This window comes from Terriglobus tenax (assembly GCF_025685395.1).
GTDB classification, from domain to species: domain Bacteria; phylum Acidobacteriota; class Terriglobia; order Terriglobales; family Acidobacteriaceae; genus Terriglobus; species Terriglobus tenax.
Genome location: NZ_JAGSYA010000004.1, coordinates 2838562 through 2858513, shown reverse-complemented (window position 1 = coordinate 2858513; position 19952 = coordinate 2838562). Strand labels below are relative to the sequence as shown.

13 protein-coding genes and 1 pseudogene are annotated in these 19952 nt (G+C 54.5%); 4 read left to right on the top strand and 10 right to left on the bottom strand.

The features are described from left to right. Positions 1–12 precede the first annotated feature (12 nt). Positions 13–1206 carry a redoxin domain-containing protein gene (locus OHL13_RS17810; protein WP_263411463.1) on the bottom strand — a complete coding sequence of 398 codons (1194 nt, stop codon included), beginning with the start codon at positions 1204–1206 and terminating at the stop codon, positions 13–15. Positions 1207–1842: 636 nt separating this feature from the next. On the opposite strand from OHL13_RS17810, the gene argG reads away from it, so the two are divergent. Beyond that, on the top strand, positions 1843–3183 hold the full coding sequence (gene argG / locus OHL13_RS17805; protein ID WP_263411462.1) for an argininosuccinate synthase: 1341 nt from the start codon (positions 1843–1845) through the stop codon (positions 3181–3183). Positions 3184–3532: 349 nt separating this feature from the next. On the opposite strand, the pseudogene OHL13_RS18745 reads toward argG, so the two are convergent. The 5 genes and pseudogenes from OHL13_RS18745 to OHL13_RS17780 form a co-directional block, all read right to left on the bottom strand. Beyond that, positions 3533–3691, bottom strand: a pseudogene (locus OHL13_RS18745) (DUF6908 domain-containing protein); the annotation flags it as partial. A gap of 85 nt (positions 3692–3776) precedes the next feature. Further along, complete coding sequence (locus OHL13_RS17795) at positions 3777–4976, bottom strand: SGNH/GDSL hydrolase family protein (RefSeq protein ID WP_263411461.1); 1200 nt, start codon at positions 4974–4976, stop codon at positions 3777–3779. Positions 4977–5068: 92 nt separating this feature from the next. Then, positions 5069–6175: a glycoside hydrolase family 88/105 protein gene (locus OHL13_RS17790; protein ID WP_263411460.1), complete on the bottom strand. Its 1107-nt coding sequence runs from the start codon at positions 6173–6175 to the stop codon at positions 5069–5071. A gap of 16 nt (positions 6176–6191) precedes the next feature. After that, positions 6192–7367 carry a TolB-like translocation protein gene (locus tag OHL13_RS17785; protein WP_263411459.1) on the bottom strand — a complete coding sequence of 392 codons (1176 nt, stop codon included), beginning with the start codon at positions 7365–7367 and terminating at the stop codon, positions 6192–6194. A gap of 23 nt (positions 7368–7390) precedes the next feature. Beyond that, the gene (locus tag OHL13_RS17780) at positions 7391–10621 is read right to left on the bottom strand and encodes a carboxypeptidase regulatory-like domain-containing protein (protein ID WP_263411458.1); all 3231 of its coding nucleotides are present in this window, start codon (positions 10619–10621) and stop codon (positions 7391–7393) included. A 536-nt stretch (positions 10622–11157) separates the two neighbouring features. Between OHL13_RS17780 and OHL13_RS17775 the strand changes: the two genes are divergently transcribed. From OHL13_RS17775 to OHL13_RS17765, 3 genes are all read left to right on the top strand, one after another. Beyond that, positions 11158–12405 carry a hypothetical protein gene (locus OHL13_RS17775; RefSeq protein WP_263411457.1) on the top strand — a complete coding sequence of 416 codons (1248 nt, stop codon included), beginning with the start codon at positions 11158–11160 and terminating at the stop codon, positions 12403–12405. 83 nt (positions 12406–12488) lie between these two features. Next, positions 12489–14117, top strand: coding sequence for a rhamnogalacturonidase (locus OHL13_RS17770; RefSeq protein ID WP_263411456.1), 1629 nt, complete (start codon positions 12489–12491; stop codon positions 14115–14117). An 18-nt stretch (positions 14118–14135) separates the two neighbouring features. Next, on the top strand, positions 14136–15842 hold the full coding sequence (locus OHL13_RS17765) for an amylo-alpha-1,6-glucosidase (protein ID WP_263411455.1): 1707 nt from the start codon (positions 14136–14138) through the stop codon (positions 15840–15842). On the opposite strand, the gene OHL13_RS17760 is transcribed toward OHL13_RS17765, so the two are convergent. The 4 genes from OHL13_RS17760 to OHL13_RS17745 all read right to left on the bottom strand — a co-directional run bounded on the left by OHL13_RS17760 (position 15828) and on the right by OHL13_RS17745 (position 19937). Continuing rightward, positions 15828–15935: a hypothetical protein gene (locus tag OHL13_RS17760; protein ID WP_263411454.1), complete on the bottom strand. Its 108-nt coding sequence runs from the start codon at positions 15933–15935 to the stop codon at positions 15828–15830. The two genes, OHL13_RS17765 and OHL13_RS17760, sit on opposite strands and share 15 nt — an antisense overlap. After that, complete coding sequence (locus OHL13_RS17755) at positions 15932–16594, bottom strand: aldo-keto reductase family protein (RefSeq protein WP_263411453.1); 663 nt, start codon at positions 16592–16594, stop codon at positions 15932–15934. The genes OHL13_RS17760 and OHL13_RS17755 overlap by 4 nt, the downstream gene beginning before the upstream one ends. 321 nt (positions 16595–16915) lie before the next feature. After that, positions 16916–18736 carry an FUSC family protein gene (locus OHL13_RS17750; RefSeq protein WP_263411452.1) on the bottom strand — a complete coding sequence of 607 codons (1821 nt, stop codon included), beginning with the start codon at positions 18734–18736 and terminating at the stop codon, positions 16916–16918. A 4-nt stretch (positions 18737–18740) separates the two neighbouring features. Beyond that, complete coding sequence (locus tag OHL13_RS17745) at positions 18741–19937, bottom strand: efflux RND transporter periplasmic adaptor subunit (protein ID WP_263411451.1); 1197 nt, start codon at positions 19935–19937, stop codon at positions 18741–18743. Between the last annotated feature and the right edge of the window lie 15 nt (positions 19938–19952).

Here is a 19952-nt window from a genome sequence, read left to right as displayed (position 1 = left end):
CTGGTAACTCGATCAACGAGTCGCCCAATACTGTTGAGAACCGATATGGTCCTTGTCGTCCGGAAGGTTCGCGAGAATGCCGCGGCGAATCTCCAAAAGGTCGATCTCTCCCTTCTGATCGAGTAGCAGTTCACCCTTCGGCCCGAGCAGCACTGTGATTGGAACGGCGGAACCTACATTCGGATCAAACGCCTCCTGCATGGCGTACACGTCATCGGAGCCATACAGAAGATTGCGTGTTGTCGCATGCATCTTCTTGAGAAAATCAAGCACCTCTGGCCGTTCTTCAGGGGTATTCGACGATACGGTCACAAGCTCGAATGGTCTTCCACGGTACATCCGGTTGGTGGCCATCAGATCGGGAAATTCGGCGACGCATGGCCCGCACCAGGTCGCATAGAAGTTCACCATCAGGAGCTTTCCATTGGGGTTCTTCCGCAGTTGCGAGAGAGCATCCGTGCTTGCGAGAGAGACCTCAATCGGCCCAGGATCTTGCTCCGCGGCGATCGCCTTGTCGCTTCCTAGACGCAGGTCGCATCCCTTCGCTTCAGTCGTAGCAACAGGGACAGGTCTTCCTGCAAGGATTGCATCCACCGCCTCCGCTGCATCCCGTTTGGACGCGGGTCTACCGGCAACACCGTCGTCGATCCTGCCCTGGTATTGCAGCTTTCGCTGCCCGTCGAAGATGTATACCGAGGGGGCCACCTTCGCGCCGAATGCCTTCGCGGTAGCTCCCGTATCCCCATCGTAGAGATAGGGGAATTTGAACTTCCGGAACGTCGCACGTTCCTTCATATCGTCCAGACTCTCGCCAACATCTGACCACGCCAGCTCCTCCTCGCGGAAGGCTTTCGGATTACTGGACTGGATCGCAAGAACACTTACGTCTTTACCGGAATAGTCCTGGACAAGCTGATTGAGGCGCGACTCGTTGAGCTGCGACTCGGTGCAGTGATTGGAAAGGAAAGCAACTACGAGTACTGGGCTGGTTTTCCAATCGGAGGAGATATGTATCTTCCCGTCAGTCCCCTTTAGCTGAAAGACAGGCATTGTCCCATTGATTGGCAGCGGAGACGCACTCACCTGCGCCTGCATCGGAAGCTGTGCAGCCGTCGTGAGCCCGAGCAGAACGAGCCCCAGCCGGCAAGCTGGAACAGCAGGAATGCGTTGGAGGAGGGGAACAGATTTATTGAACGGCATCAGCATGACCTAACCTTCCGAAGAGCGATCTTCGGGAAACGCCATGACAGGCGGCCCGAAAACCCAGTCATAGTCCAGCATTGGACGGACGGCTGTGAAGCACGATGCGGAGCCGTGCAGGTGCTGTAACTCTTTGGCTTGCTCCAAACAGCCCGCAAACGCTTAAACTTGCGACCTAACAAGAACACAAAACAGCAGCCTGGAACCAGTCGAAATGCTCAGACAGCGCATTTTTCGAACAGAGCATCCCCAGGAAACAACCCATGTCATCGCCCAGGCCATTTGAAGCAGCAGCCGCTTCGTCCTGTAACTGATTGATTCATAGAGAGGATGCGTGCACTGTGCATGCACGGTCCCGCAATGGACTTGTTATCGATAAGCCGCTTCTTCTATGAACTGAGGGCCGTTGAAGGCAACGACAATCCGACGGTGAATTTGGGAAAAGATGCGAAAACCAGCAGGCAAGGTGCTTACCGCCAAGGAGCGGAATGAAGATACCGGCCGCCATGAGCAACAGCCGCCCCCGCGCAGGACTCGCCCGAAACAGGTTTTACGGCTGTTTCTGGCATGTCGAATGCAACCACGTAAAATACAGAGGAATCATCCAGCGCGCTGTTTTCCGCTGAGACACGAAGGATTGCTATGTCCGTTATTCTGGAAACCCTGCCCACCGGCCAGAAGGTGGGAATCGCCTTTTCTGGCGGCCTCGACACGTCGGCCGCACTGCACTGGATGAAGCAGAAGGGTGCCCTTCCCTACGCCTACACCGCCAATCTTGGCCAGCCCGACGAGGCCGACTACGACGAAATCCCGCGCAAGGCGCTGGAGTACGGCGCCGAAAAGGCCCGCCTGATCGACTGCCGCGCCCAGTTGGTCCGCGAAGGCATTGCCGCCCTGCAGGCCGGCGCCTTCCACATCACCACCGCCGGACAGACCTACTTCAACACCACGCCCATCGGCCGTGCCGTCACCGGCACCATGCTGGTTACGGCCATGAAGGAAGACGACGTCAATATCTGGGGCGACGGATCGACCTACAAGGGCAACGACATTGAGCGCTTCTACCGCTACGGCCTGCTGGTCAACCCCGACCTGAAGGTCTACAAGCCGTGGCTCGATGCAGTCTTCATTGAAGAACTGGGCGGCCGCGCCGAGATGTCGGCCTTCATGCAGAAGGCGGGCTTCGGCTACAAGATGTCGGCCGAGAAGGCTTACTCCACGGACTCGAACATCCTGGGCGCAACGCATGAAGCCAAGGACCTGGAGCTGTTGAGCTCCTCGATGAAGATTGTGCAGCCCATCATGGGCGTCGCCTTCTGGAAGGACGATGTCCCGGTAAAGGCCGAGGAAGTCACCGTCCGCTTCGAAGAGGGCTTCCCCGTTGCATTGAATGGCGCCGAATATACCGACCCCGTTGAGCTGATGCTCGAGGCCAATCGCATTGGCGGACGCCACGGCCTGGGCATGAGCGACCAGATCGAGAACCGCATCATCGAAGCCAAGAGCCGCGGCATCTACGAGGCTCCCGGCATGGCTCTGCTCTTTGCCGCTTACGAGCGCCTGATCACCGGCATCCACAACGAAGACACCATTGAGCAGTACCGCGAGAACGGCCGTAAGCTGGGCCGCCTGCTCTACCAGGGCCGCTGGTTTGACTCGCAGGCCATGATGCTGCGCGAGGCCGCAACCCGCTGGGTGGCGAAGCCCGTAACAGGAGAGGTCACACTCGAGCTGCGCCGCGGCAATGACTACTCCGTTCTGAACACCGACTCACCCAACCTGACCTTCAAGCCCGAGCGCCTGACCATGGAGAAGGGCGAAAGCACCTTCTCCCCCCGCGACCGTATCGGACAGCTCACCATGCGCAACCTCGACATCACCGACACCCGCGAGAAGCTGATCACCTACGCGAAAGCCGGCCTGATCACGCTGAGCAAAGGCACGGAGATGCCCCAGATCGCATCCGGTAAGAAGGACGAGTAAGCCGCAAGACGTACTTGCCTTTCTTGTTCTTTGTCATCCCTGAAAGAGTGATACAGATTCTAGAAATTCCTCAATTCACGTAGCTTAAATGGGCCATTTTTCGTCTGGAATGACAGTTCTTTAGGATACCGGCCACGGGCGTTGCAATGGGCAGTTTTCACTCGGGGTGCGCCGGATAGTAAAAGGGGCAGGTCCCAGAGAAGGAATTTGAGTCCGGGTGCGCAGCCGGCGAGCGAAGGCCGGAAGTCCAGCGGATGAGGGGCGGGGAGAAACCTACAAGGGTTCTTCCCGCGCGCTTTTAGGCGGCGTAAAAGCGCGCGGCAGATTAGCCGCCCCAAGAGAGAGCGATCTAGCCGAGAATGCACTTGTCCGTGAAAGCCTCCACGAACCTCTGCGCGGCAAGGTTCTTGTCCCCCAGCCTGGCGAAGCTCTCGTGCTGTTCGTGCAGTTGAGGGTGATAGCGGTAATTGCCGTCACGAATAAAGCGGCTCCATTGCTCGGTGCCTACGCGATCATTTCTCTAATAGAACGGGTTCAGGTGCGCGCCTCCAGCAAAGCCAAGCTCGAAGCACATCTCCGGGTCGCCCTGATATTCACGGTAGAGCTACCAGGGAATAGTGGCGTTCGACTCTTTTGGTTGCTGCTTGTATCAAGCTTTCCGATCGCTCCGCGGCAGCCTGAAGCACTGCATCTAGCTTCGAAATCATTTCAGGATGCTGTGCTTCCAGTGTTCCCACCAGACGGCTGTGCTCTGTTTGATTGAGTTCGCTGTCATAACAGGCGTAATAGACGGCCACTCCCGCGCGATGCGCTGGAGTAGCCAGCCGGTCGAGATGTATCCCCGTCTCCAGTTCTTTTTCGCTCCATGTCTCCATCAACGGCTTGCCGTCGATGAAGAGTGAATAGCGGCCTTTCGCCAGAGATGTAACCTGCAGCAGCTTTGAGCCGACGTGCTCTGCTCCAATCATGTCCTGATAGAGCACTTCGTTTCCGTCTGTTGTCACAAAGCGGATTTCATCAGCAGTCTCAAGTGCTGTCCACTCAACGGCGCTCTTATTCTTCACAACATTGCTGACTACGGCTCCGTCCTGGCGGAGCACCCTGTTGGTGGCTGCATCGATTACGATTTTGGACGTGGTTTTCGGATAGTTCCATCCCGCCAGAATGGTCTCTGCCATCAGCATGTGGATAGGAGGCTGTGGGTGAATTCGATCAGGGATAAGAGATAACGCAGCGAGGTGATTAAGCTTCTCTGCGCGTTCCAACGCGGCAAGTACTGGCGCCTGCAGATCGATAAATCTTGCACCGTACATATCCGCAAGCCGCTTGTCGACTTCAAGAAACCTTCGCAATTCTGTGTTCGCCGACGGATTGTTATTAGTCGTCCCATCTACCGGCGTAGGGCCGAGGACCGTAATACGCAGGTCAGGAGAAGCTGCGCGGAGATGCTGCAGAATATGCTCGTACCCGGCTTCATATTCGGCCGCGTGCGACCGATCATTCATGCCGAGCATGATGGTCACGACAGTAGGCTGAAACTTCAGGATATCCCTGTCGATGCGTGCATCAATCTTGCCGGCAATGCCTCCGTGCACGTTGTCTCCACCAACACCAGCGTTGTAGAAGCGGATGTTCCACTCTGGAAAGCGTGCTCTAACGGCAGTCTGTAGATAGGTGGTATAGAACCGCTGCGCTGAAATGCTGTCGCCAAAGAAGACGACCCGGTCACCATCATGTAATGCAAATGCTGCCTGCTGTGCCCATGCATCCACATGAACGAAAAGCAACATCATCACAAACACTACGAAACACTGATAACGGAATGTGCGGAGCACCTCTGAGTGAAGAACGGTACTCCGCTGCGTCGAAGTTCCTAGCTTTGTCACTATTTTGCCGCCACCACTTTATCGGACGATTCAAGCCGAGCCATTGCCGTGGCTGCCCATAGTACAGCCGCCTGGCCGTGCAAGTCACCGGTGCGGCGCTTTCTCAACAGGTAGTACGTAAGCGAATCTTCTTTATTTGTTCCTTCGCAAACACTGGTGACAAGAGAGTTTTGATCGACCAAGCCACTCACGCCTGTCCACGCGCGATAGACAGCAGGACTGTAAAGGTCTTTTGCCAGCCAGCCATTGCGCACGCCTTCGGCGAATGCGAAGGTAAACATACCGCTGGATGAAGACTCCGCCCACGATTCTTCTTTATCAAGAAGCTGACGCCACACACCGTCCTTGCCTTGCGATGCAAGCAATGCAGACATCATCTTCTTGTATCCAGCAAGAATGACGGGATAATTCGGGTTGCTCTTGGGAAGAGAGGTCAGCATCTCCGTCATGCCGGCTGCCACCCAGCCATTGCCTCTTCCCCAAAAGTATTTCGCGTCTGGAGAATGGAAGAAGAGCCCATTTGGCTGTTGCAGCTTCTGAATGTAAGCCGCCATCTCTTTTGCGCCACGCAGAAGATACTTCGGATTTTTGGTCGCGCGATATGCTTCAAGCTGAAGGATCGTCAACATATACATGTCGTCAATCCAGTAGCGCGTCTCGCTTGAGAGCCCGTCTGCTTGTGGGCTTTCCCACTGCAGGTCGGCGAAACGAAGCCCCATTTCCAGGTATCGCTTTTCGCCTGTCTGCATATACAACTCCAGCGGAACGACGCCAAAGACATCGAAGTCGACGTGTCTGGTGTTCGGCACGCGCGCCTGATTATTGAACGCAAGCAAATCCTCGAACCGTTTTTGCAAAGCTTCCAAAAGCTGCTTATCGTGGGCCTCGCGGGCGTAGATAAGAGAGCCATACCATGCGCAGATCTCGGGATAGATGACAACGTTCTTACCCTGGACACTGCGATTGCTGAAATCCTTCGCAAGCCCTTTGCCAATCTGGATGGGAGCATATTCTGCAGGAATTGTTTGACCTTGAGCTGGAACAATAGCAGAGAGACAAACCGCAAGTATTCCTACTGATCCAAGCGCACGTAGCGTCAGTTTCATCGTATTCTCCATAAGGTTATCCGGCCTGAGCGACAAAGAGCCGCGTCCAAGTGCCCGCGTTGACGTTGAAATAAATCCGTTGATTGTCTGGGCTGGAAACGGGGTGAGGGTGGTTGTGACGCCATGTAGTCGCCCCGTGAGCATTGTCGAAACGATGAATGATCGTCGAATCTCCACCTTCAAGCAGGCCTACTGCAACGCCCCACAGGCCTGGCACCTTCTCCTGCTTCGAAAGATCAACATCCGTCACAAACAACTTCTGGTCTGGAGTGGCTGAAGGGTGTGATCCCGGAAATCCCGGAACGCCGGGAATCTTTGTGTCGATGCCGGTGTTGCTATCGGTGAGCACAGGGCCATAGTTGATGATGCGGCGCGAGTCCGCAAGCCACGCCGGATGTCCCCATCGCGGCTCGATAAAGAGAAACTTCCTCGCACGTACGTCGTAGCAGACAATGGTCTCGCGATAAGAGTTTGAAGGAGACCTGAAGTTTCCATCGGGATTGATTTCAGCCACCGCGAGTTTGAAGAACACACGGCTTCCATCGGGACTCATCGCGGGAAAACAGATAGAGATGGGCTTGTCGCCAAATTCTTTCTTCACCTGCTCCGGATACTGCGCACGGACATCAGCAGCCTTGACGATGGTTGTGATCTCACCCGTCTCAACGTTGGCAAACTGCAGGTCAGGATATTTGCCGGGATTCCACTGCTTTCCGTAGAGCGGCACAAGCACGCCGGAAGGCGCTCCCCACCACACCAGACGATCATTTGCCAGCACCTTCTCTTTGCCAGTTTGCAGATCGATGCAAACCACTGCAGTGGAACCCTCGCGGAAATCATGGAAGACGATCTTCTTTCCATTTGCCACCCACTGCTGGCACGCCACGCGGTGTGCGTCCTCGGTTGTAATGTTCGAGGCGATGATCTTTACTTCGCCGGACTTGCGGTTCAATATCCGGATGTCGCCGGACTCGCCATTCGCGACTCCAGAGCTGTAATAGAGCAGCCACTTCCCGTCCGGACTTTCCGGAGAGACATTGAAGTAGCTGTGGATAGAGTGACGATCGCTCTCCGGCGTTGCCGGGACAATCTTCAGCTTTCCTTTCCACTTCGTGAGTGGATTTGGTGTTTGCGCAAAGGCCCTGAGTGCCAAAGCGCTGGCGGCTCCCGCAGTAAATTGACGCCGGTTCATCAACATGAAATTCCTCTTCCTGTTTAGAAGCTGTACTTTGCAGCGAACTGAAGCGCACGCGGCGATTTCGCCGAAGTAATCCGCCCGAAGTTTGAGCTAGCGATACTACTGGTAGGGTTGCCGTAGTTCACATGATTGAGCGCGTTGAAAGCTTCGAATCGAATCTCTACGGTGTGCTCGTGGAATAACGTAACGTAGCGGCTCAAAGCGGCGTCAATACTGAAGAAGCCTGGTCCTTGCAGAGAATAAGCGCCGGCATTCCCAAAAGTTCCAATCGCATTTGCCTGGAAGCCCGCAGGATTGAGCCAGGTATGGGTCGCATTGTTCTTCAGATAGCGCTCTCCAACGATATTCGGACGATCAAGTCCAACACCGCTACGTGAGTTGTCGGCACCCGATACAGGAGAGAAGTAGTTACCGCTTTGAATTGTGGCAAGGGGCGAAATCTTCCATTGACCAAGAAGCCTGCCGGTCCATCCACTACCGACTTTCGGCGTGGTGTAGACCATCGAGAGGTGGGTGATATGACGCACATCGAATACGCAGTTTCCGTAGTCCGCCGACCTCTTTCCCGGTTGCTGAAAATTCGCCGCAGCCAGCGATCCGGAAAAATTGCCATCGCTCAGGCAGTGTGAATAGGTATAGTTCGCCAGAATATTGAGCGACTTCGAACGGTAGTTTGTCGAGATGAGCACACCGTTGTAGTTGGCAGTGGCGCCGTCATCTGTCGCAAAAATATTGGCGAAGTATTTTCCGGTGTTCGCATTCTGGAGGTACAGCACTCTCCGTTGATTGGTGTTCGAGGTGGTGGAGCAATCAGCCGATCCGCATTTTCCGGGAATGTAAACCGCTGGATTCGTCTCACCTGCTGTCCATACGTGCGTCGTTCTACTGCCAAGGTATGTTGCTGTAAGCAGTACAGATTTCGGCAACTGTCGTTGAAGACTCAAGGACCACACCTGCTGGTACATGGGCTTCAGATTGACTGGAATGTTGAAGTATTGTCCTGAGGTGACAAAGGTGCTTGTAGAGACCGGCGGCTGTGGCGTTGGAAACGGATTGCCGCCCGGATACGTTGCATAAGGATTCGTCAGGCCGGTGGTTGAGCTGGCCAGTGACACCGAACTACCGAATGGCGCACCCTGTCCCGGCTTGGATGCATAGTTCAGTTCCGGATAGTCATACAGGATTCCGTACGATGCGCGGATGCTGGACTTACCATCGCCTGTCGGATCGAATGCAATACCTACGCGAGGAGCGAACTGCTTATAACGATGATTTGCATACGTCTTGGGAACACCGGTATCGCCGATAAACAGCAGACCTGGAGGAGCATTGATATATTGCTTGCTGACGATTCCAGCGGAAAAGTTGTCAGGAGAAAAATGATCCAGGAAATTCTTCTTGTCTTCCGCGGGCAGAAACGGCTCCCAACGCAAGCCGACATGTGCAGTCAGACGGGGAGCGACCCTGATCTCGTCATGGACATAAGCTCCAATGTATTTCTGCCGCGGATAAAAGATCGCGGTATTGCCCTGGGCAAAGCTACTGGTTACGCCAAGTAGAAAGTCTGACAGGCCCAGCTTCGTCGCCTGCCCGTTGAAGCCGAATGAACCATTGCCGTTGTTGATGTTCTGATAGTTGAGCTGGTTATAGATCCCATTCCATCCAAGCGAAAGATGGTGCTTTCCGATAATCCAGTCCACATCATCAGCAATTTGAACCGCATTGGAGATGTAGTACGCAGGTGCAGCGCCGCCTGAGCTGAAGAAGCCACCGACATTGAGCGCTAAATAATTGGGGGAGGGCTGGTAGACCGGGACACCGATCGTATTCGCATTGATCGCACCCGCTGACGTCGTACGATTCACATTCGATCGAGTCGCCGTCAACCGTAGCGAATTGATCAGCTTTGGAGTGAATGTGTATATGTGACCAAACACGGCAGAGTGGATGTAATCCTTCAATCCATTCTTAGTTGTGTTAATTACGTTGTTATTGAATGCCGGCGCGGGGTTATCCAAAATTGTTTTGAAGTATCGAGCGAACAGCGTCTGCTTGCCACTGACCGTTAGATCGACACGGCCAATAAACTGGTCCTCATGCTCGACGGTTGGAATGCCATAAGAGATCTTGCCGCAGGGATCTGTACTCGCCGGCACATACTTCAAGAGCGCAAGAGCTGGAGCCACATAACGACTCGTGGGAATCTGGTTCCCCACAAAATTCGCACCCGTGACCGGGTCTTTAAGCTGCACCGCTCCCGCAGTGACACATCCTGCTGAAGCCATTGCGCTGAAATCGCCATTCAATGTCGCCTGGGTGGGGACAAACGCAATGCTGCTGGTGGTTGCGGTTGAAATGCGAGTTCCCTGGTATCCGCCGAAGAAGAACAAGCGGTTGTGAAGAACAGGCCCACCGAGCGTTCCTCCAAACTGATTACGGACCAGTGTGTCCTGCCCGGTTGAAAAGTAGTTACGCGCGTTGAGTTCGCCATTACGCACGAATTCGAAAATGCTGCCGTGAAAAACATTCGTTCCCGATTTGGTCACGGCATTCATGGTTCCACCGGAATGAAGCCCATATCGAGCACTCACACCGCTTGTCTGGATGCTGAACTGGTCCGTCGCATCCGGGAAAGGAAATGGCAGATTCACATTGGTATACGCATTGTTGTGGTCACCGCCATCCAGAACATAGTTGACCGTGTTCGATTGGCCTCCAGCAATAGAGATCGCAACAGACCCCCCGATGTTTGCGCTGCCGTACGTTTTCGTGCTGACAGTATCGCCGTATGAGGAGGCGTCAGCAGCAGCTCCAGAAAGCAGGACAAGCGACGTCACCTGACGACCGTTCAACGGCAAGCTCAGAATCTGTTTCGAATCCACCACCTGTGACGTTGAGGTATCCGACATCTCAACGTTGTTCGATACTGACTCAACCGTCACCTGTTCCGTCGTCTCTCCGATCGCGAGTTCAGGAGAGATGGCAATATTCGCTCCGACAGCGAGCACGATCCCCTTTTGCAGGTAAGAGCGGAAGCCCGAGCTCTTGACCTCAATCTGATAAGACCCCGTTCCCAGGTTCACAAAGGTATAAGAACCATCAGCGACCGTCTCCACGGTCCGTACGACGTTCTTATCAACATTGGTCACGGTCACCTGAGCGCCCGGAATAGCCGCCCCGGAGGTGTCCTTAACCACCCCGCTCACTTGGGCTGTGTCCACGGCCTGGCCCATGCCAACAGTCGACATACAGAGCAGGATAGCCAGAACAGCCAGACAGGAGATCCGAACGCGTAGCACAAGATGAAGCGTCCGCTGCCGCGACCATTTCTTATTAAGGAGCACCCTGCCCCGTTCCACTGTGATTGAATCACCCATTGTCGTACCTCCCGAGATGTTGCCACTCTTTTGAGGGCAACAAATATGCTTTCTCCATGGGGCCGGCCATTCGTATCGGCCAGTCCTGTTGCTCTTTGATCCTTCCTGGCTGACATGCTCTGTTTGCCAGGTTCCTAAATCGCCGCCAACTCTAGGAGTGGCAAACGAGCACTTGCAAGCACTTTCGGGATAACGAGCGATGGATAAGAGAGGTTAAGAATTCGACGCAAACTATTGAATTGTAAATACTTAATGCCGAGTCTGGGCCCTCTGCAAAGAGATATGCCTGCAGCCTTCCTTGAGGCGTTTACCCCGACGTAAAATACGCAATGGCATCTCCCACCGCTGAGCTGTATGGTCATAAGGCCTTTGCTTTTTGATTCGGATTGGAACCAGAATTTCGCAGAATGTCGATGCACGAATCAGCCACCGAATGGATTCCCTCAACGGAAGAAGACCGTGCAGCCGTCTGGAAGCAGGTCGATCGGCTATTGAGCGACTCTTCGTTCAATCGCAGCAAACGGTATCCCAGCCTGTTGCGGTTTGTTGTCGCCCGGTCGCTTGATGGCGACTCGGAGTCGTTGAAAGAACGCGTCCTTGGGATCGAAGTATTTGGCAGGCAGCCGGACTACGATTCCGTCCGCGACCCCATTGTTCGCGTCACTGCAGCCGAGATTCGAAAGCGAATGGTGCACTACTATAACGATCCGCAGCACCAGGACGAACTGCGGCTAGCGTTGCGTCCGGGGTCATACATTCCTCAGTTCACTCCCCCATCGGGATGGCTGGAGAACCAAGCGGTTCCGTCAGACTCACACGAAACAAAGACTGTAGATGTGGCCTCAGCAGAACGATTGCAGGCAGTTACGCTCGCTGCCCAGGAGCCGGGAAAGTCTTCGAAGCTTCGTTGGCCCATCTTTACGCTGGCAGCAGTTTCCATCGTTCTTGCTCTCGTTTTTTCTCTGCGTGCCCGGTCTCAGAATGCAGCCGACACCTTCTGGTCCCCTGCATTCAATACTTCTGCACCGGTTCTAATCTGCATCAATGACCATCCGTTGAATACTTCTCAATTGATTGATGCGGCCAACCCTGTTTTCCCCACACATCCAGTAAGTCAGGCACAGGTATTGAGCGCGAGCAGCGTGGGATTGATTGCAGACCTGACACGGTATTTTTCAGAACATAAACGAATGACCAGGGTTCAAGGGCAATCCAGAACCTCCTTTGAAGACATCAAGAGCGGCCCAGCCGTTCTATTTGGGGCCTACAACAACTACTGGACGCTCAAGATGACTGAACCTCTCCGGTTTCATTTCGCGAACAATCCAGACATGAGCCAGTTCTGGATTGAAGACCGGCAAGCGCCAGAAAAACGTGATTGGTCTACCGATGCGAACGTCAAGGTCCATAAGGACTACGCTCTACTCGCACGTTTTATACCTGCTTCCACCGGCCAGACCACATTCGTCATTGCCGGACTGCGGCCACCCAGTATGACAGAGGGCGTGAAGCTTTTGCTCTCGCCCGAACTGATGGGGAAATTGCCGAAGAACGTCGCTGCTAAATCCACTGCCAACGTGGAAATTGTGATTGAAACCGACGTGGTGGATGGTGTGGCGGGCACTCCAACGGTTCTAGCTGTCCATACCTGGTAATTCCGTATTACCGGGCTATTTACCCGATAAGAATGTCTTATCGTTGCGTCTTTTCGTAAGCGGCTGCTAATGCTCTCAGCCAGATGCAATCACGCCGCGATCTCTTCAAACTCTCTGCACTCGCTTTTCCAGGAACTCTTGCTCATGCAGGACAAAGCCGTGCTTTGAACTCTGCTCAGCCGGAATCCTTCGCGTTCTTCAACGTCCGCAGTTTTGGAGCAAGCGGCGATGGCCGTCAACTGGACACAACGGCCATCAACGCCGCAATTGAGGCTGTAGCTGCAGCCGGTGGCGGAACGGTCTTCTTTCCGGCCGGGGAGTTCCTCAGTTTTTCCATTCGTCTGAAGAGCAACGTGCACCTGTATCTATCTCCGGGAAGCGTCATTCTGGCAGCAGCATCGCCTTTGCCCGGCCAGACAACCGGAGAGATGGGCGGTGTCTATGACACAGCCGAACCAGCATCATCGATGCAGGCCTACCAGGACTTCGGTCACAACCACTGGCACAACTCCCTTATCTGGGGAGAAGGTCTGCAGAACATCGGTATCAGTGGCCCAGGCTTGATCTATGGTAAAGGGCTTTCATACGGTCCGTGGAAGCCAGATGACATTCGAGGTGGCTATCCTCTCTACAAGGCAGAACAAGCGGGTGTCGGGAACAAAGCGATTGCTCTAAAAAACTGCAGAAATGTGCTCTTTCAGGATTTCAGCATCCTGAAGGGTGGTCACTTCGGCATGCTTCTCACCGGCGTCGATAACCTGACCATCCGTAATCTCACTATCGACACAGACCGCGATGGCATCGACCTGGATTGCTGCCGCAATGTTCGTGTCTCTGACTGCACTGTCAACTCGCCATGGGACGATGGTATCTGCCCGAAATCGAGCTTAGCGCTAGGCTACCCGCGTTCCACTGAAAATGTCACGATCGCTGGATGCTATGTCACCGGCTACTACGAACTGGGTAGCGTTCTCAATGGCACCTACAAGGTCTTTCCCGATGATCTCAAACTTTATCGCACCGGCCGCATCAAGTGCGGCACAGAATCAAACGGCGGATTCAAAAACATCGCCATCACCAACTGCGTCTTTGAAGGCTGCAATAGTTTGTCACTGGAGAGCGAAGATGGAGCTCTTTGTGAAGACATAACGATCTCAAATATCACGATGCGCAATCTGGAATCCGGACCGCTCTTCTTTCGGCTTGGAGGCAGATTACGTGGACCGAAAGGCAGCACTGAAGCAGGGAAGCTGCAAAGAGTTTTGGTATCGAACGTCGTATCGTTCAACTCCAAATCAAACTTATGCAACATTCTCTCCGGCATTCCAGGGCACCCGATTGAAGATATTAAGATTTCGCAGTTCTATATGGATCACCGCGGTGGACAAAGCCGAGCCCAAAGCCTGATCGATCCACCAGAAAGAATAGAGGCCTATCCCGATCCCGATATGTTTGGTCCCATGCCGTCACAAGGATTTTTCCTGCGACACCTGAAGAACATCGAGTTCTCTCATATCGAAATCGCTCCGCAAACAGCGGACGAGCGCCCATCGTTTGTGTTGCAAGATGTCAACCGATCTGACTTTCTTGCTATTACTGCGCCGAAACTTATTCCGGCATTCGACCTTAGATCTGGAAGCGACTTCAGAGTGCATCTCAGCCGGGCTACGCCAGACAACATTCTGGCGGAAGCCACCAACACCAGAATCTAGGCTCGCAAGGAAATAACTATGACTTTCCTGAAGAACATCGATCGGCGCAGTTTCCTTGCACTCACCACAGCAGGCTCCGTTAGCCTATGGAGCAATCCATTGCAGGCAATGACTGAAACTGAGATAACAATACCCAATATCTGGAGCAACGGTCAGCTTCTGGCGTTCTCGGCGCTTGACGGAGCGACCAGCTACGAATCTGGACTCGTCGCGCGATCCACCGATGAACCTGCGGGATTGATACTGGTTCATCCGGCCCGTACAGAGATAACCTTCGGCAAATGCGTCCCCGGTGAAGTTCAACTTACCAACGACACCTTTATTCTGAGAACAGATAAAGGCTCCGTCAAAGGAGCCTTCGTGGATGCCTTTCATCTTCTGATCGAAGGGCCATACACCATCAAGACTCTTCCTCCGCTGCTTGATCGAGCTTCGGACGGCTCACGTACATTGATCGGTGCTCGTTCGCATTTTGATCCATCACTGCTTCACCTTGATATGTCGCAGCTACTCAAGCAGCGTCAGCAGTGGCTTAGAGAACAGGCTATCCCTACATCTCTTCCCTTGAAGCGCAAGCAAACTTTATACAAGGCACTCTCTGTCATGAAGGGTCAGGTTAATTCCCCCGAAGGACTGATCCGTCATCGCTGGACTACGCCGGATCGGTGGCCGCATCGCGATATGTGGCTGTGGGATTCAGTGTTCCATGCTTTAGGTTGGCGGCATATTGACCAGTCTGTTGCGCAAGACGCCATCTCCGCCGTCTTTGATGGCCAGAGACCTGATGGATGCATCCCACATCAGCTCAGTCCTCTTAAATTTTCTTCCGTTACACAACCGCCGTTGCTGGCATTCGGTGTACAACAACTGGCAGGCAAACAACCTGACGGAGAATGGATAGCTCAGTTTTATCCGAAGCTAACGAAATACCTGCAATGGGATTTCGAACATCGAGTTGCGCCGGATGACGCAGCACATTGGTTCATCGATCCTGACCCTTTATCGCGATCGGGCGAAAGCGGTATGGACAACAGCCCACGGTTTGATGGAGCTACGCGCCTATATGCTGTTGACTTCAACGCCTTCCTTTCGATGGAATGTGCGGTGATGGAGGAGTTTGCCAAGTTGCTGGGCCACTCAAAAGAAGCGCTCGAGTGGCGGCAAAAGCATGAAGAGCTCAACCGCACGATGAATGCGCTAATGTGGAACGAAGACGTTGGCCTTTACTTCGATTACGACCCAGTCGCAAAGGCGCAGACCAGAGTGAAATCCGTGTCGGGGTTTATGCCGCTGCTTTGCGGGGCGGCAAGTAAGCATCAAGTGAAGAAATTAATTGCTCACATCAACGATCCACGGAGTTTTGGAACTCCGGTCCCGCTACCGTCTGCGATAGCCAGTGAAGGTTTTGCAAACCCACACGACATGTGGCGAGGCCCTGTGTGGGTGAATACGAATTGGCTTGTGGCACTCGGGCTAGATCGTGTTGGCCGGAGGGCTGAAGCTTCCAAGATACGCGAGAAGACGATGCGCGAGATTGAACGGCGTTATTTGGAATTGGGCTCGCTTTTTGAGTTCTATGACGAAGAAAGTGCGACCCATCCCAATAAGCTCCCTCGCAAAGGACGACTCGACCCAGCCAGTCCATACCACCAGGCGATTCACGATTATGGCTGGACAACCACACTCTATGCCGATCTGGTGTTTTCAACCTCAAATCGAGAATAACCCCATGCTGCGCGACTCCTTCAGCCGCTCGACCTCAATCTCGCCGATACTTTCGGAGATCCACTTGGCAGCGCGTGGCTCGGATGTCTTCAAGAAGATTTTCGTCGCGGGCTGGGAGAGCAGAGCTTCCGCATCCTGACCGTAGCATCATACCTTTGAAGATCTACGTGTTGTAAACCAAGGTTGACGATACTTTCCGCTTCCCAAGCAAGTAGCTGCCTCCGAGCCGCGTCAGGATTTTTTGCGATTAGATCACGGAGGATTCTGCTATTGTTTGCAATCTCGTGCTGCCACGATACAGCGCAATCTAGTTGCTCCAAGAGAGCATCAAGGGCTCCCATCGCTTCTTTCCATTGCTCTGCCCTGGCAAAAGCGAATGCGGTGGCCTTCAAAGTTTGAGGATTCCCCTGGGGATATTTCTCGGCTACCTTTGCGAACTCTGCGGCGGAACTCAGTCGATCTAAGTATGGAATGACCTGAGCATGGATCGCCCTCTCGAAGTCTCTCCAAGTATTCGGCGATGTGGCATCCCATATTTCACCGTTTTGGTTCCTCAGTCTGAAACCAAAGTTTAGATATACATGGCTTTCCGGGTAGCAGAGTGGGAATGAAAAAACATTGATATAAAAGTGGGTCTTAAGAGACGTTGAACTCTCAAATAGCACGCCTCTAAGAATTCCTTCGCGGATCGGCGCAAGAAGCATATCTTTCATGAGTGTGAAAGTTGGAAGCATTGCGATCAACGAAGCCATATACCGCTGTAACTCTTTCGATGTCATGGTCGCACCTCGTGCACGGGAATCTTGTTTCCCCCTGGTAAATGAGATTGAATCTGTTGAATGCGACTGAGGGGAAGACCTGCTATTTGGACGCGTTCTGTGCAGATTTTGTATAGATCTCTCCTGCAAGTGCTTGATTGCACGTACCTGTGCAGGACTTGTATGGATGACACTGCTGAAGCAAATCGTTTATTTAGAAATATATTCAAAGATGATTTCTCATCCTGTAAGGATCTGCTTTTAAAGAACGAGGCCGGAGCATCGCTCCGGCCTCGTTCTTTGTTCTCGTCTGCTTTACACCGCATACCGTCCCGCCTCGGCATAAAACCTTGCGGCTTCTGTCTCAATCTGTGCGACCAGCTTGCGTGTCAGAGCAATTTCGCGTCTCCGATGCCGGCCCAACTCAAACTGCACGGCTGATGCCATCTGCTGCATGCTGGTCAGTTCAAGCGACACCTGGTTTCTCAATCGCTGGAACTCAAACGCCGATGTTTCAGCGCCCTCGTGCCGCATCATCTCCTGCAGCCGATGCGTTGCCGTCTGCACCTTTTGCAGGGTCGCGGCCAGCACGTCGCTGGTACGCGTCGGCCACAGCTGGTCGAAGACAAACCACATCACGAGGATGCCGAGCGTAATGCCGATGACACGGTCGCGTGCAGCGGTGAACTGCGTGGCCGCGCCAAATCCCTGCAGCGTCGTCAGAAAGAAGGCAAACCCTATCTGTACGCCCACATACCCGATGCGCGGGCTGCGCATTACCCAGCCGGCCAGCATCGCCAGCGGATACACCACAACCACCAGCGATGTAATCGAATCCATATTGGGGAACAGAACTGAGATCGCCAGGATTCCCAGCACACCGCCAATCACCGCGCCAGAGAAGCGATAGAACTGCTTCTGCTTCATCGCTCCCGTAGAGCTTAGCCCCGTGAACAGTACCGTCACCACGCAGGTCAGGATTCCCGGCCATGCAACGGCGTTGTAAAGGATGTAGCAGATCAGCGCACACAGCGTCAGCTTCAGCGCATACAGCACCGGCCCGCTCTGCTGGAAGACACCAGGATGGAAGAGACGGAAGCTCCGTATCGTATGACGCTTCTTCTTCTGCCGTGTCGTCACCTCGCCCGCCGCAGCGGACACGGTGGTGTACTGCAGCAGCTCCTGGTAGACCTCGTTGAGATGCTCCTCGGGCAGCGCTTCCACGCGCTCATGATGCGTGGACTTTTCCGGGTCTACAAGATCTTCGCAGACATTTGCAATCATCAGTGCGGAGCGTTTCAGGTCTTCCAGCTCCTGCGGTGAATGCGTGGCATATCCAAATCCAACGCTCTTATGAATCACACGCGTCAGCACGCCGATACGGTATTGCAAACCCACCGGCACGCGTGAGCGGTGTCCCTGATTGCGAAGCCAGTCGTACAGCTCATGCAGGCGGAAGTCGCCACCATGCTCCACCTGCAGCAAAGCCTGGTGCGCATTGCGATACTCCAGCGGCCGCAGAGTGCGGTCTCCATTTGCTACGGACGTATAAAACCGCGCCAGTACACTCAGCCGTCGCTTCATCTCCCGGATAAGCTCTTCCTCGGGATGCCTGGAAGAGAAGACATACTCCACAGCGGTAGCGCACGCCAGCACAATCGCAAGCGATGCAACATGGTTCAGCGCGTACGATACAGCCGCATGCGTGGAATGGTGCGTATCCCAATACGCCAGGTCCACAAAGCCGTAGAACCCAAGGATCGTAAAGAACAGCGGCAGCGTGCTTGCAGCCATGCAGAAGGCGGAAACGAAGATGCACAACGTGATGCCGAGAAAACGTGCGTCTTCCGTGCCGTCAGTAAACTGCACCCACATAATCGACATGAATGCAGCGCCCACAGCCCCGGCGAAGATCTCAAATCCAATCCGGAAGGTAAGGCCGGGCCGCTCCCGCTGCATCATCAGCAACAATGCGGCAGACAGCGAGAAGCCCGGGATCCGCAGCGTCATCGCAATGACAATCGCCAGCACAATGGCCAGCGCATCCCGCATCGCCCCCGGCAGCCTGCCCGGAAAGGGGGCGAGTTCCTCCTCCAGCATCTGGAAGAACACGCTTGTGGACGGTCGCGTGGACATGGGCTTACCGCACCACCGTAATGGCTGTGGCGCCTACGCGGAACATCTCAGGATCAGGATCCGTCACACGGATACGCACCGGGAAGCGTGCCGACAAGTGAACCCAGTTCAGCGTGCGGTCTACATTCGGGAATCCCGCCTGCTCTCCACCATCTTCAGGAAACACGCCGCGGCCCACGCTATCCACCACGCCGTCGAAGCGCTTGTTCGGATGCTCCATCAGGTAGACCTCAACATGCTGACCCGGCTGAATATGTTTCAGCTTCGACTCACGATAATTCGCCAGCACCCACCACGTGCTGGTATCCACCAGCGTGAACATCGTGGTTCCCGGGTGCGCATACGCACCCTCTGAGATGTTCATGTTCACCACGTAGCCATCAAACGGAGCACGCACCTGGCACCACTCCAGGTTCAGCTCCGCCTGCTGAATCTTCGCCGCGCGGTTCGGACGTTGCGCCATCAGCGTCTCCAGCGTGTCCACGGTATGCTCGGCCTCACCCAGCTTGGCCTGTGAAACCTGGAAGCCTGCATCCGCTGACTGCTTCGCCGCCATCGCCATGGACTGCTGCGCCTGTGCCTGCAGTAACTGCGATGCCGCCTGGTGCGCGGACTCGCGTGCAACGCGAAGCGCGGTTTCCGCGGTATCCACCTGCTGCGTGGTCACGTAATGCTTTGCCAGCAGCGGAGCGATACGGTCATAGTCATTCTGCGCCAGCTTCAGCTGCGCTTCCGCCGCAGCCTGCGCCGCATGGGCGCGCTCCACCGCGGCCATCGATGCCTGGTAGTTTGCCTGCGCCGCGCTGATGCCGCTCTGCGAGCTCAAAATTCCCGCGCGTGCCGCGCCTACCGCGCTCTGTTCGGTGGCAATGCGGCGGCGTTCATCGTTGATCTGCCCTTCCAGCATGGCCTGGTCGGCACGTGCCTGCTCCAGAGCGTACTGGTAAGGACGCGGGTCGATCTCAAACAGCAGGTCGCCCTTGTGGACCACCTGGTTGTCCTTCACAAGCAGCTTCGTCAGCCGTCCTTCCACTTCCGGTGCAAAGGCAATCGCGTTGGCGCGCACCGTAGCGTCATCCGTGCGCGGATGACGGTCCACCTGAAGCACCGCTACCGTGAACACAATCACGGCCAGCACCACAATGCCGATCCCGATCCTGCGGCCAAGCTCTGCTCGATTTTGTCTGTCGTTGGTAGTCATTGGTTTCTGATCCCT

What these genes read in the sequence shown, in the direction of transcription:
- argG (WP_263411462.1), top strand. Translation starts at nt 1,843, where the DNA reads ATGTCCGTTATTCTGGAAACCCTGCCCACCGGCCAGAAGGTGGGAATC.
- OHL13_RS17750 (WP_263411452.1), bottom strand. Translation starts at nt 18,736, where the DNA reads ATGTCCACGCGACCGTCCACAAGCGTGTTCTTCCAGATGCTGGAGGAG.
- OHL13_RS17780 (WP_263411458.1), bottom strand. Translation starts at nt 10,621, where the DNA reads ATGTCGACTGTTGGCATGGGCCAGGCCGTGGACACAGCCCAAGTGAGC.
- OHL13_RS17785 (WP_263411459.1), bottom strand. Translation starts at nt 7,367, where the DNA reads ATGAACCGGCGTCAATTTACTGCGGGAGCCGCCAGCGCTTTGGCACTC.
- OHL13_RS17745 (WP_263411451.1), bottom strand. Translation starts at nt 19,937, where the DNA reads ATGACTACCAACGACAGACAAAATCGAGCAGAGCTTGGCCGCAGGATC.
- OHL13_RS17790 (WP_263411460.1), bottom strand. Translation starts at nt 6,175, where the DNA reads ATGAAACTGACGCTACGTGCGCTTGGATCAGTAGGAATACTTGCGGTT.
- OHL13_RS17775 (WP_263411457.1), top strand. Translation starts at nt 11,158, where the DNA reads ATGTCGATGCACGAATCAGCCACCGAATGGATTCCCTCAACGGAAGAA.
- OHL13_RS17810 (WP_263411463.1), bottom strand. Translation starts at nt 1,206, where the DNA reads ATGCTGATGCCGTTCAATAAATCTGTTCCCCTCCTCCAACGCATTCCT.
- OHL13_RS17765 (WP_263411455.1), top strand. Translation starts at nt 14,136, where the DNA reads ATGACTTTCCTGAAGAACATCGATCGGCGCAGTTTCCTTGCACTCACC.
- OHL13_RS17795 (WP_263411461.1), bottom strand. Translation starts at nt 4,976, where the DNA reads ATGATGTTGCTTTTCGTTCATGTGGATGCATGGGCACAGCAGGCAGCA.
- OHL13_RS17770 (WP_263411456.1), top strand. Translation starts at nt 12,489, where the DNA reads ATGCAATCACGCCGCGATCTCTTCAAACTCTCTGCACTCGCTTTTCCA.
- OHL13_RS17755 (WP_263411453.1), bottom strand. Translation starts at nt 16,594, where the DNA reads ATGGCTTCGTTGATCGCAATGCTTCCAACTTTCACACTCATGAAAGAT.